The organism is Stenotrophomonas sp. NPDC077659 (assembly GCF_050268705.1).
In the GTDB taxonomy this organism is placed as follows: Bacteria; Pseudomonadota; Gammaproteobacteria; order Xanthomonadales; family Xanthomonadaceae; genus Stenotrophomonas.
Genome location: NZ_JBNNHG010000012.1, coordinates 24,337 through 35,360, shown reverse-complemented (window position 1 = coordinate 35,360; position 11,024 = coordinate 24,337). Strand labels below are relative to the sequence as shown.

Below are 11,024 nucleotides of genomic sequence, written 5' to 3'. Positions count from 1 at the left end.
TCGACTGCTCTTCCCTCAGGTCGCGGAAAACCCCGCGCTGCGCGCGATGGTCGACTGACAGTCGACTCTACCAACAGGCCACCCGCACAACGCGCCATCGCCCGTCGTCCCGCCATCGTCGCCCCCATCAACGGCGGGCGGCGTCGCTCTTCTGGCGGGCATCGTGGAACTCCGATTCCTTCTGCCACTGCGGCCAGCGGCGGCTGTTGGCCAGCTCGGCACCCAGGTCGTAGACCAGCAGGGTGTCGGCAGCATGGCCTGCCGGGTCCCAGCTCGGGGTCCAGGCATCACACGCCTGGTGGTAGCAGTCAGCGAAGTACTTCTCGCGCTGCGCGCGGCCGGCTTCGACGCCGCCGTCCAGCTTGTCCAGGCCGGGGCCGATGGTGATGGCCGGCACGCCCAGGCGGGCGAAGGCAAAGTGGTCGGCGCGGTAGAAGAAGCCCGCTTCCAGGTTGGGGTCGGGGCTGTAGCTGCGACCGCGGGCCTTGGCCACGCGTTCCAGATCGCCTTCCAGCGACACCCGGCCCTTGCCCCACGAGGCGATGTCACGAGTCGGACCATCCGGGCTGAACATTTCGATGTTCAGCACCGCGGCGGTCTTTTCCAGCGGTGCCAGCGGGTGCGCGGCGTAGTAGCTGGCCCCCAGCAGGCCCTTCTCTTCGGCGGTGAGGGCAACGAAGTACAGGCTGCGCTGCGGCTGCGGGCCGGCAGCGAACACGCGCCCCAGTTCCAGCACGGTGGCCACGCCGGTGGCGTTGTCGATGGCGCCGTGGCGGATGCGGTCACCCTTGGCATCGGGTTGGCCGATTCCGAAGGCATCCCAGTGCGCCGAGAAGATCACCGCCTCATCGCCGTGCTCGCCACCGGGCAGCTTGGCCACCACGTTGCGGGTCACCACCTGCTCGCGCTTGATCGCGAAATCCACGCTCAGCTTCGCATTGTCCAGCACCACCGGGCGGAAGTCGGCCTGCATGGCCTTGCGCTTCTCGGCGTCGAAATCCAGGCCGGCGTCGGCGAAGATCGCTTCGGCCAGTTCGCGCTGCATCCAGCCACGCAGCGGTGTGTGCTGGGCCATCGCCTCGGCCTGGCCGCGCTCGATGTCGAACAGCGGCGAGGTGCCCGAGCTCTTCACCGTGGCCCAGCCATAGGCAGCCGGTGCGGTCTCGTGCACGATCAGAACGCCCTCGGCACCGCGGCGTGCGGCTTCCTCGAACTTGTAGGTCCAGCGGCCGTAATAGGTCACCGCCTTGCCGTCGAACGCGCCCGGCGCGTCGGCTTCGAAATCGGCATCGTTGATCAGGACCACGGCGATCTTGCCGTGCAGGTCCACGTCCTTGTAGTCGTTCCAGTGGCGTTCCGGTGCGTCGATGCCGTAGCCGACGAATACCAGCGGCGCGTTGCGGATCTGCACGCGCTTGCGCGGCTGCAGGCTCTGCAGGGTCACGTCCACACCGTTGGCCAAGGAGCGCTTGCCCGTCTTGAGCTGCAGGCTGGCCTTGGCTGGGCCATCCAGCTGCGCACGCACCAGCGGCACCGGCTGCACCCAGCTGCCATCGGGGCCGCCGGGCTGCAGGCCGTAGCTGCGGAACTGCTCGATCAGGTACTGCACCGTGCGCTCTTCACCTTGGCTGGCCGGTGCACGGCCTTCGAACTCGTCCGAGGCCAGCACGCGCACGTGGCGCGACAGTGCCTGCGGATCGATGCCACCACCGGGCAGGTCGTTGGCAGCATGGGCCAGGCCCCCGACGAAGAGGCAGGACGACAGCAGCAACACGCGCATCGGATTCACGGCTATACCACGGCAGCAAGGGGAGTCACCAGAGTGTAACGTGGTCGTGACATCGCGGTGCAGCGCGGGCGCGCCTCATCCACGCATGGCTCCACATCATCCACGCATGGCGTGGATCTACAGACGGATGCGGTCCAGCCAGCAGGCCAGGCCCTGCGCGTTGAGCTCGATATCCATCGCCAGCACCTCGGCCACCGCGGCCTGGTCCAGCGCACAGCCGTGCTGCTGGGCGCGCTCCAGGTACAGCGCCTGCAACGCGGCCAACAGGCAGCGGTGGCGATCCGCGCGCCCATCGCACTGGCGGCCGATCGCTGCCATGGCATCGATCTGCTCGAACAGATCATCCGCCAGTTTCTGCACCTGCTGCACGCGGCCATAGTGGGTGAGGTACATCGCCTGCGGGCCGTAGCCCAGCATGCGCTGGATCGAGGCCTTCATCGCCTCCGGGTCGAACTGCACCGGCGAGGAGGTGGGGAAGATGAAGGCCCCCTGCGCGCTGTCCAGCTCACGGTAGGAGATTCCAAAGGTATCACCGGTGAACCAGCTGCGGCTGCGTGCATCCCACACGCAGTAGTGGTGCAGTGCATGGCCCGGCGTGTGCATCAGCAACAGTTCGCGGCCGGCCAGATCGATGCGGTGGCCATCCTCGGCCACCAGCACACGCTGCTCCGGGATGGCTTCGATGCGGCCGTAGCTGCGGGCGATTTCCTCTGCGCCGTAGACAGCGGTGGCACCGGCAATCAATCGGGTGGGATCGATCATGTGCGGCGCGCCGCGCGGGTGCAGGACCGCCCGGGCATGGGGCAACTGCTGCATCAGAAGGCCAGCACCACCGGCATGGTCCAGATGTACGTGGGTCAGCAGCAGCCAGTCCACCGCGTCCACGCCCAGCCCGGCATCGGCCAGCGCCTGCAGCATGGCCGGCACGGACAGGCCGGTGCCGCAGTCGACGAACGCCGCACGGCCATTTTCGACAATGAGGTAAGCCGCGTCGAACTCGGGACGCTGGAATCCGGTATCGATGGTGTGGATGCTGGGATCGGCGGTCATCGGCGCGCACCTGGCAGGAACAGGGACAGACCGCCATGGTAGGCGCGGGCGCGGGGCCGGTTCGATGCGGCTTTCGTCGGAGGGCACGCGGGTGGCCCGGGGTAGAGTCGACTGTCAGTCGACTGCTCTTTGCGGATTGCCAGAATCCCGCGCTTCGCGCGCAGTCGACCAACGGTCGACTCTACCTTTCCAGCCAACGTGGCCGCAGCAGCAGGGCCAGCACCAGCGCCGCCAGGAATGCGCCATAGGCATACAGCACCGCCAGCACCTGCGGCCAGATCGGGCCGGCACCGGGCTGGGCAAGGCCGATATGGTGCCCCCACAACATCGAGACGATGCTCAGCGCGAAGGCCAGCGCCAATGTGATGGCATCGAACAGGCGCCGCCGCGTGCTGCGCGGCTGGCGCGGAAACAGCCAGTACAGGCTGCCCAGCAGCAGGAACCAAGGCAGGAACAGCAGCAGCGACAACCAGGCCATCGCAGACTCCATTCATCGCGCCGGAGGCGCGTGGGCATCATGCCATGGGCGCTGGGGCGTGTAGAGCCGAGCCGATGCTCGGCTGCTTTTCCGCGCGGCCGAGCATCGGCTCGGCTCTACAGAGGCAAAGCGCAGCCGAGCGTAGGCTCGGCTCTACACCCGTTATTCGGCGCGCAGTACCGCCAGGGCGGCCAGCACGGCCTCCACTTCAGCGTCCAGCTTGAACAGTTCGCTCTGCAGCTGGTCGCCCTGCTCGGCCTGCTTGATCACCGCAATCAGCTGGCCCGCATCGCGTGGCGAATCGAAGCCTTCGCTCTGGATCAGCAGCGTCCCATCGCCGGCGGTCAGCTTGAAGTAGAAGCGGCCATCCTTTTCGCGGTACTGCTTGAACAGCGGCGGTGCCACGCGGGCCACGCCGGCATCTTCGCTGGCAATATCACCGGCAGTGGACAGGTCACGCAGGCCAACCGCATGGCGCAGCTCCTCCAGCAGCGGGGCGGCCAGCTGCTCGCGCAGCTGCTGGCCACGGCGCTTGAGCAGCGCTTCGATCTTCTCCGGCTCGGCCATCAGCGCGTTGTAGCGCTCGCGCAGCGGCGACAGCTCGCCGTCGATGCGCTCGAACAGCTGCTGCTTGGCATCACCCCAGCTGATGCCATCGGCGAAGGCCTTGGCGAATGCGGCGGTCTGTTCCGGGGTGGCGAAGGCCTGGTACATCTGGAACAGCGCCGAGCCTTCGGTGTCCTTCGGCTCGCCCGGTGCACGCGAATCGGTCAGGATGGAGAACACCAGCTTCTTCAGCTCCTCGCGCGGGGCGAACAGCGGAATGGTGTTGTGGTAGCTCTTGCTCATCTTGCGGCCATCCAGGCCGGCCAGGGTGGCCACCTGTTCGTCGATCACCACGTCCGGCAGCGGGAAGTATTCCTTGCCGTATACATGGTTGAAGCGCTGGGCGAAATCGCGCGCCATCTCGATGTGCTGGATCTGGTCACGGCCCACCGGCACCTGGTTGGCCTTGAAGATGAGGATGTCGGCCGCCATCAGCACCGGGTACATGAACAGGCCGGCGCTGACGCCTGCATCTTCGTCCACGCCCTCTTCGCGGTTCTTGTCCACCGCCGCCTTGTAGGCATGCGCGCGGTTGAGGATTCCCTTGCTGGCAATGGCGGTCAGGAACCACATCAGTTCGGTGGTCTCGCGGATGTCGCTCTGGCGGTAGAACCACACATGCTCGGCATCCAGGCCGCACGCCAGCCAGCTGGCGGCAATCTCCAGGGTCGCGCGCTGGGTGCGCTGCGGGTCCTGCGCCTTGATCAGGCTGTGCAGGTCGGCCAGGAAGAAGAAGCTCTCGATGCCCGGGGCGCGGCTGGCGGCAATGGCCGGACGGATGGCGCCGACGTAGTTGCCCAGGTGGGGCGTGCCGGAGGGGGTGATGCCGGTAAGGACTCGGGTGGTCATGACTGCGTGGGGTAACCTTCGATGAACGGGGCCAGTTTACCGTGCCCACCACCAACCCCGTCAGGGCCCGCAGCGCGTTTGTTCACCCAACCCCGCTGGAGACGCCCGATGAAACGCCTGCTGCCGCTGCTGCTGATCCTGCCCCTGGCCGGCTTCCGACCGGCACCGTTGCCGCCCCCGGTCGCCCAGGATGGACCGGTGCGGATGACCCTGGTCGACCGCGACCGTGGCACTGAACTGCGCAGTTACCCGGCCGACGGCCAGCGCTGGGTGGCCGGCGAACGCGGCCATCGCTACGCCGTGCGCCTGTACAACGACAGCCCACGACGGGTGCTGGTGGTGCTGTCGGTGGACGGCATCAACGCCATTTCCGGCGAGGACGCGAACCCCGCGCAGACCGGCTACGTGCTCAACCCCGGCCAGAGCGCGGACATCACCGGTTGGCGCAAGAGCCAGGATGAAGTGGCGCAGTTCGTGTTCAGCAGCCCCAGCGGCAGCTATGCCAGCCGCACCGGACGGCCGGACAACGTGGGCGTGATCGGCATCGCGGTGTTCAACGAAATGTACCGCTGGCGACCGCAGCCCCGCCCGGAACCGCGCCTGCGCCAGCTGCCCCCGCCGGCCCCGGCTGCAGAGGCGGCCGCTGACAGCAGCGCCAACCGCAGCGAAAGCTACGCGGCCAGATCGCAGGCGCCGGCACTCGGCACCGGCCATGGCGACCGCGAGACCTCGCAGGTGCGCGACACCGCGTTCGAGCGTGCCAGCCGCAGCCCCGCGCAGGTGCAGGAACTGCGCTACGACAGCGCCCACAACCTGCGCGCGCGCGGCATCCTGGTGGATTCGCCCTCGCGCCTGCACCGCGAACCGCGGGCCTTCCCCAACCGCTACGTGCCCGACCCGCCCTCGCGCTGACGCAGACAGCCCGACGCCCGCACCGTCACGGTACGGGCGTCGGGCTGTGGGGGGGCTGCGCTGTGGGGGGCCGCGTACCGGGCTTACCGGTAGTCCGGGTAATCCTTGCGAACGCTGTCGGAGAACTCGCTCACTTCCTTCTCGGCCCGGTCCTTGGCCCAGCCATAGCGCTCCTGCAGACGGCCTGCCAGGTATTCGGCATTGCCCTCGGCCACATCGAAATCATCGTTGGTCAGATCGCCCCACTTGGCCTGTGCCTTGCCCTTGAGCTGCGACCACTTGCCGGAAATGATGTCTTTGTTCATTGCTGGAATCCTTGGTTGCAACGGCGTTCTTACCGTGGCCCCAGCTTGGCGCAGCGGCTGTCGAACAACGGTCAACCCGCAATGAAAGCCGCACTCACCTGCTTGAATGGTTCACTACGCGGCGATGGGTGCGCGCACACGAAAAAGGCCGGGCGCATGGCCCGGCCTTTTTCCTTGGATACCACCCCGGGCTCAGTTGCCCTTGGCGGCATCCTCGACCTTCTCGCCAGCCTTCTGCACATCCTTGCCGGCACCGGCAACGGTATTGCAGCCAGCCAGCATGGCCACCGAGAACATCGACAACAGCATCAGGGCAACGACACGCTTCATGGGTTTTCTCCTGGGGTTCGCCACTACATGGTTTTGCATCGCGCTGGGCCAACCCGCAGTGGGAAGGCCTCGCGTGAAGTGCAATCTGGCGTCTGCCGCGTGCAGCGAGTGTGAACAGGGGTGCAAACCATTCAGGCGTGGGCCGCCGGGCTCAGTCGCGCATCAGCGTGGACTTGCCGAACAGGCTCTCCACCAGGTCCACGGCCAGCTCGGCGGTGGCGTTCTGCTTGTCCAGCAGCGGGTTCAGCTCGACGATGTCCAGCGAGCCCATGCGGCCGCTGTCGGCAATCATCTCCATCACCAGCTGCGCTTCGCGGTAATTCACCCCGCCCGGCACCGTGGTGCCCACGCCCGGGGCAATGCTGGGGTCGAGGAAATCCACATCGAAGCTGACATGCAGGTGAGTGTTCTCGTCGATGCCGGCCAGCGCCGCTTCCACGGTGCGCTTCATTCCGTTCTCGTCGATGTAGCGCATGTCATAGACATCCACCTTGTGGGTCTTGATGAGGCGCTTCTCGTCCGGGTCCACCGAGCGGATGCCGATCTGGTGCATCTGCGCCGGAGTGATGGCCGGGCTGCTGCCGCCCAGCCCGGTCAGCGCCTGCGGGCCGAGGCCGCACAGGCAGGCCACCGGCATGCCGTGGATGTTGCCCGAGGGGGTAACCTCGCTGGTGTTGAAATCCGAATGCGCGTCCAGCCACAGCACGCGCAGGGTCTTGCCCTGTTCGCGGCACCAGCGGGCCACGGCGGTGATCGAGCCGATGCCAAGGCAATGGTCGCCGCCCAGCATGATGGGCATGCGCCCGGCCTGCAGTTCGGCGTAGCTGGCATCCATCAGCGCGCGATTCCAGGCCACCACCTCGTCCAGATGGCGGTAGCCCTGCACCGGTGCCGTCCACGGGTTGCGCGGGCCGTCCAGATTGCCCAGATCGCGCACGTCCACGCCGCGCACCGCCAGCGCCTCCGGCAGGCCGGCCACCCGCAGGGCTTCCGGGCCCAGGCGCGCACCGCGATGGCCCGCGCCCACATCGGTGGGTACGCCGATGAGGGTTACGGAAATGGGATGGGCCATGGGTGCCTCCTGCAGAGGTAAAAAGAAACACAGTCTAGCCAGAGGGATGTGACACCACTCGCGGCGGTGCAGCAGGGAGGCGGATCACGACTAATCCGCGCAAGTTCCCTCAGAGGTTTCCGGCCACTCATGTAGGGGTTCTGGCAACCCGAGAGCGACATCACACGGATGTCGTAGCTGACTCTTTATCAGGTCTGACAGTCTGTCCAGTCTGCGCATGCACTAATCGAGTGTGATCGCTGGCTGATGAAAGGAAAACCCATGAATAGAAGCGTCTGCGCCCTGACGTTGATGATCGCGCTGGCAAGCCTGACCACCACAAGTGCCGCCTCCAGCCCCCTGCGCATCATCCATACGGTAACCATCGATGAGTTGCCTATGCATACTGCGGATGCGCGAAGCGCGCTGGAATGGGTCAAACGGCATGCCCCAGCATCCTTCGCACCCTTTGGATTTGGCAAGGTATCCGTGGAAAGGGGTGCATTCTCCTCACCACATGGCCGCACCATGACCGCACAGGCGAGTTCAGACCTTCCAGGAAAACTGCCGGACAGCGGGGTTCCGGGCGAGGTATACAAAGTCGAGAATGTCTTTCCTGACGGAACCATACAGACGTGGGAATTCCGATGGGTCCAACCTTCTACCGGTCATGGCGGAGGCTGGGAAGTGATTGCTTACTCCTTCAGGCAGGGAAGTGATCCGGTGAATGCCCAATAGCACCATAGCGGATGCCGAATTTTCGGATGGCAAACGCCCCGAGCACCTCGGGGCGTTTGTGCTATGCAATCAGCCGGAATCAGCCGCCCTGCGCTTCCAGCACGCGCTGATACGCGATCAGGCCGTGGCGTATGTCGTCGTCCTCGATGTAGAACCCATCGACCATGTCCGGCTGCTGCATGCAGCCCGCGATGTGTACCAGCTGGGCCAGGCGAAGATCAGGAGTGCGGTGCCACACGGTACCCAGCAGCGGCAGCAGGGCGTCGATTCGGGCGGGATCGCGCCACCGTCACTTGGGTGACAACCGTGCCTTGTGCGCCCTTGCGTATGTTGCAGGAACCGAAGCGAGGCAGGCATGGGTCAATTATTTCACTAAATGAAATTGTTTCACATAAGAACGACCATTTGCCGTAATTGATGACAGCAGTAGATTAGCCACAACGGTGACACCCGCCCCGTGCATGGGCACGGACGATCCCTACAGAAGGAACGGACATGACCGGTACTCAACAGGCGGCGCCCGACAGTCTTCATGCCGGGCCCGCCAACACCCCTTCCTCGACGATGCGACTGGAACTGGGCGGTGAGCTGACGCGTATCGGTGGAACGGCAATCGGCCCCGGCCTTGATCGCCTGCAACGCGACTACTTCCGCGGGGGCCAGCCGCTGGCGCTGTCGATGGAAAACGCCATCGCCGATATCGAGGACATGCTCGCAACGGTGCCGCGTGCCCTGCATGGCATTGCGGTTTCCACCCAGGAACCGGCGATGCGCGTTCTGGCGACCGCCGCCGGCCTTGGGCCGCAGGCGCCGACCCTCACCCGCGAGGCAGTGGAACAGCTGTTCGCACGCCAGTCCGCGGTAGCGCTGGGCCGTCCTGCCACCAGTGAACGCCTGCCGCAGGACGCGTTCTTCGTACCGGCGCTGTTGCTGGTACGCGAAATGATGCACCACCTCGATATCGCAGCACTCCACCTCAACCCGGACATTTCAGTATCCCTCTCAAAGGAACGATTTCCATGAAAACCCTTCGTCACTTCGCACTCTCCATCGCCACCCTTGCCGCACTGACTGCCTGTGCCAGCACGCCGAATGCCAGTGCCAGCGCATGGCCGGCCACCAAGGCCGGCGAGGTCACTCCCCGGCCGGCGAACATGCCCGATGTACTGGCCCGCAACCTGGCAACCTTCGACGACCTTGATTTCCGTGTGTACACGCAGCAGGACTGGAAGGACCTGCATATGAGCCACGCCACCAACATCGTGGTCCATTACCCGGACGGGCATACCACCACGGGCCTGCCGGATCACGTCAAGGAGCTGGATTTCATGTGGACGTTCGCACCGGACAACCGCATTACCCTGCATCCGATCCGCTTCGGCACCACAGACGGAGAGTGGACGGCGGTGGCTGGTTTTATCGAGGGCACCTTCACAAAGCCGATGGTGCTGGCCGATGGCACCACCCTCCAGCCCACCGGCAAAGCATACAAGCTGCCGATGGCAACGCTGGGCCACTGGAACAAGGACGGCCAGATGTCTGAAGAGTTCCTCTACTGGGACAACGCCGCTCTCATGAAGCAGATCGGCGTGGGCAACTAAGCCCCCGGATTCCAACACACGCGAGGGGGTACATGGACGCGTAGCCCCATGGCCCCGCTCGTTGTTGGTTGAAGTCCTGGTTTCCACCGCGCGGCGTCATTGAAGTTCATTGTGCGTGCGAGGCGGGCGGCGTATGGCGCTGTCCGCGTCCTCCATGCAATGGCAGCCTGACGCCGCTGTCCTGACCCCTTCCAAGAGACCCCCCCCCATGCTCGTCAACGGCACATGGACTGATAACTGGCAACCGGTGCAGGCCACCGACGAAAAAGGCGGATTCGTGCGCCAGATCTCCGGCTTCCGCCACTGGATCACCCCGGACGGAAGCGCCGGTCCCACCGGCGAGCCTGGCTTCGCGGCCGAGGCGGGGCGCTATCACCTGTATGTCGCCCTGATCTGCCCATGGGCATCGCGCACGCTCATCGCCCGTTCGCTGAAAGGGCTGACGGAAGTAGTTTCGGTATCCGTGGTCGAACCGGCCCTCACCGATGAAGGCTGGCGTTTCGGCGACTACCCCGGTGCCCAGCGTGACACGCTCAATGGCGCCACCTACCTGCACGAACTCTACAGCCGCGCCGATCCGCACTACACCGGGCGTGCTACGGTGCCTGTGCTGTGGGACAAGGCACGCGGCACGATCGTCAACAACGAGTCGGCCGATATCCTGCGCATGTTCAACAGCGGGTTCGGTGCGCTGGCCAGCGACACCTTCGATCTCTATCCGTCCTCGTTGCAGGCGCGGATCGATGCCCTGAACGACGAGATCTACCCGCGGCTCAACAACGGGGTCTACCGCGCCGGCTTCGCGACCACCCAGCAGGCCTATGACGAAGCCTTTGCCGAGGTGTTCGGTATGCTTGAAACGCTGGAGGAACAGCTCCGCACGGGCGGCCCCTTCCTGTTCGGCGAACGGCTCACTGAAACCGACATCCGCCTGTTCGTGACACTGGTGCGCTTCGATGCCGCGTACCACGGCCTGTTCAAGTGCAACCTGCGGCGCCTGGCGGACTACCCGCACCTGAGTGGTTTCCTGCACCGGATGCTGGAGGTGCCCGGCGTACGCGGGACGGTGAACATGGACCACATCAAGCGCGGCTACTACTCGATCAAGTCGCTCAACCCGACGGGCATCGTGCCGCGCGGGCCGGACCTGCCGGGTCTTGCACCGGTTCCATTGCCTGGGCAGCCTCTTGCGGGGTGAGGGGCAGCTGCTGCGGGGACGCGCGGGATTTTGGGTCTGCCGCTGCCCACGCCACCGGAAATACGTTTCAAACCGGCATGCCCCTGCATTGCGACACCGCTGACCGTGACGGGCCCG

The 11,024-nt window shown here is 65.6% G+C and carries 13 protein-coding genes; 5 read left to right on the top strand and 8 right to left on the bottom strand.

The annotated features are described in order from the left end of the window. Window positions 1-127 precede the first annotated feature (127 nt). The 4 genes from ACQKDV_RS03505 to ACQKDV_RS03490 form a co-directional block, all read right to left on the bottom strand. Window positions 128-1,780 carry a M28 family metallopeptidase gene (locus ACQKDV_RS03505; RefSeq protein ID WP_427782416.1) on the bottom strand — a complete coding sequence of 551 codons (1,653 nt, stop codon included), beginning with the start codon at window positions 1,778-1,780 and terminating at the stop codon, window positions 128-130. 126 nt (window positions 1,781-1,906) lie between these two features. Next, window positions 1,907-2,839 (bottom strand): MBL fold metallo-hydrolase, encoded by a 933-nt coding sequence (locus ACQKDV_RS03500; protein WP_427782400.1) that lies wholly within the window; start codon window positions 2,837-2,839, stop codon window positions 1,907-1,909. A gap of 181 nt (window positions 2,840-3,020) precedes the next feature. Continuing rightward, window positions 3,021-3,317 (bottom strand): hypothetical protein, encoded by a 297-nt coding sequence (locus tag ACQKDV_RS03495; RefSeq protein ID WP_427782399.1) that lies wholly within the window; start codon window positions 3,315-3,317, stop codon window positions 3,021-3,023. 162 nt (window positions 3,318-3,479) lie between these two features. Next, window positions 3,480-4,772, bottom strand: a complete 1,293-nt coding sequence (locus tag ACQKDV_RS03490) for a tryptophan--tRNA ligase (RefSeq protein ID WP_427782398.1) — start codon at window positions 4,770-4,772, stop codon at window positions 3,480-3,482. Window positions 4,773-4,880: 108 nt separating this feature from the next. Between ACQKDV_RS03490 and ACQKDV_RS03485 the strand changes: the two genes are divergently transcribed. Next, entirely contained in the window at window positions 4,881-5,684 is an 804-nt protein-coding gene (locus ACQKDV_RS03485) for a hypothetical protein (RefSeq protein WP_427782397.1), read from the top strand. An 83-nt stretch (window positions 5,685-5,767) separates the two neighbouring features. On the opposite strand, the gene ACQKDV_RS03480 is transcribed toward ACQKDV_RS03485, so the two are convergent. From ACQKDV_RS03480 to rocF, 3 genes are all read right to left on the bottom strand, one after another. Beyond that, on the bottom strand, window positions 5,768-5,989 hold the full coding sequence (locus tag ACQKDV_RS03480; RefSeq protein WP_427782396.1) for a CsbD family protein: 222 nt from the start codon (window positions 5,987-5,989) through the stop codon (window positions 5,768-5,770). Between the two features lie 192 nt (window positions 5,990-6,181). Continuing rightward, window positions 6,182-6,319: an entericidin A/B family lipoprotein gene (locus ACQKDV_RS03475; protein WP_053520147.1), complete on the bottom strand. Its 138-nt coding sequence runs from the start codon at window positions 6,317-6,319 to the stop codon at window positions 6,182-6,184. 151 nt (window positions 6,320-6,470) lie between these two features. After that, window positions 6,471-7,391, bottom strand: coding sequence for an arginase (rocF, locus tag ACQKDV_RS03470; RefSeq protein WP_427782395.1), 921 nt, complete (start codon window positions 7,389-7,391; stop codon window positions 6,471-6,473). Window positions 7,392-7,652: 261 nt separating this feature from the next. Here rocF and ACQKDV_RS03465 point away from each other — a divergent pair, with 261 nt between their 5' ends. Continuing rightward, entirely contained in the window at window positions 7,653-8,108 is a 456-nt protein-coding gene (locus ACQKDV_RS03465) for a hypothetical protein (RefSeq protein ID WP_427782394.1), read from the top strand. Window positions 8,109-8,187: 79 nt separating this feature from the next. Here the strand turns inward: ACQKDV_RS03465 and ACQKDV_RS03460 are convergent, their stop codons facing one another. Further along, window positions 8,188-8,346 carry a hypothetical protein gene (locus tag ACQKDV_RS03460; RefSeq protein WP_427782393.1) on the bottom strand — a complete coding sequence of 53 codons (159 nt, stop codon included), beginning with the start codon at window positions 8,344-8,346 and terminating at the stop codon, window positions 8,188-8,190. 257 nt (window positions 8,347-8,603) lie between these two features. Between ACQKDV_RS03460 and ACQKDV_RS03455 the strand changes: the two genes are divergently transcribed. The 3 genes from ACQKDV_RS03455 (at window position 8,604) to ACQKDV_RS03445 (ending at window position 10,907) form a co-directional block, all read left to right on the top strand. Further along, window positions 8,604-9,131: a hypothetical protein gene (locus ACQKDV_RS03455; RefSeq protein WP_427782392.1), complete on the top strand. Its 528-nt coding sequence runs from the start codon at window positions 8,604-8,606 to the stop codon at window positions 9,129-9,131. Beyond that, on the top strand, window positions 9,128-9,709 hold the full coding sequence (locus tag ACQKDV_RS03450) for an ester cyclase (RefSeq protein ID WP_427782391.1): 582 nt from the start codon (window positions 9,128-9,130) through the stop codon (window positions 9,707-9,709). Before ACQKDV_RS03455 ends, ACQKDV_RS03450 begins: the two co-directional genes overlap by 4 nt. A 208-nt stretch (window positions 9,710-9,917) precedes the next feature. Then, on the top strand, window positions 9,918-10,907 hold the full coding sequence (locus ACQKDV_RS03445) for a glutathione S-transferase family protein (RefSeq protein ID WP_427782415.1): 990 nt from the start codon (window positions 9,918-9,920) through the stop codon (window positions 10,905-10,907). The last annotated feature ends 117 nt before the right edge of the window (window positions 10,908-11,024 follow it).

Bases quoted from the DNA above. Each gene is read 5' to 3' on its own strand.
- ACQKDV_RS03505 (WP_427782416.1), bottom strand. From the start codon at position 1,780: ATGCGCGTGTTGCTGCTGTCGTCCTGCCTCTTCGTCGGGGGCCTGGCC.
- ACQKDV_RS03500 (WP_427782400.1), bottom strand. From the start codon at position 2,839: ATGACCGCCGATCCCAGCATCCACACCATCGATACCGGATTCCAGCGT.
- ACQKDV_RS03495 (WP_427782399.1), bottom strand. From the start codon at position 3,317: ATGGCCTGGTTGTCGCTGCTGCTGTTCCTGCCTTGGTTCCTGCTGCTG.
- ACQKDV_RS03490 (WP_427782398.1), bottom strand. From the start codon at position 4,772: ATGACCACCCGAGTCCTTACCGGCATCACCCCCTCCGGCACGCCCCAC.
- ACQKDV_RS03485 (WP_427782397.1), top strand. From the start codon at position 4,881: ATGAAACGCCTGCTGCCGCTGCTGCTGATCCTGCCCCTGGCCGGCTTC.
- ACQKDV_RS03480 (WP_427782396.1), bottom strand. From the start codon at position 5,989: ATGAACAAAGACATCATTTCCGGCAAGTGGTCGCAGCTCAAGGGCAAG.
- ACQKDV_RS03475 (WP_053520147.1), bottom strand. From the start codon at position 6,319: ATGAAGCGTGTCGTTGCCCTGATGCTGTTGTCGATGTTCTCGGTGGCC.
- rocF (WP_427782395.1), bottom strand. From the start codon at position 7,391: ATGGCCCATCCCATTTCCGTAACCCTCATCGGCGTACCCACCGATGTG.
- ACQKDV_RS03465 (WP_427782394.1), top strand. From the start codon at position 7,653: ATGAATAGAAGCGTCTGCGCCCTGACGTTGATGATCGCGCTGGCAAGC.
- ACQKDV_RS03455 (WP_427782392.1), top strand. From the start codon at position 8,604: ATGACCGGTACTCAACAGGCGGCGCCCGACAGTCTTCATGCCGGGCCC.
- ACQKDV_RS03450 (WP_427782391.1), top strand. From the start codon at position 9,128: ATGAAAACCCTTCGTCACTTCGCACTCTCCATCGCCACCCTTGCCGCA.
- ACQKDV_RS03445 (WP_427782415.1), top strand. From the start codon at position 9,918: ATGCTCGTCAACGGCACATGGACTGATAACTGGCAACCGGTGCAGGCC.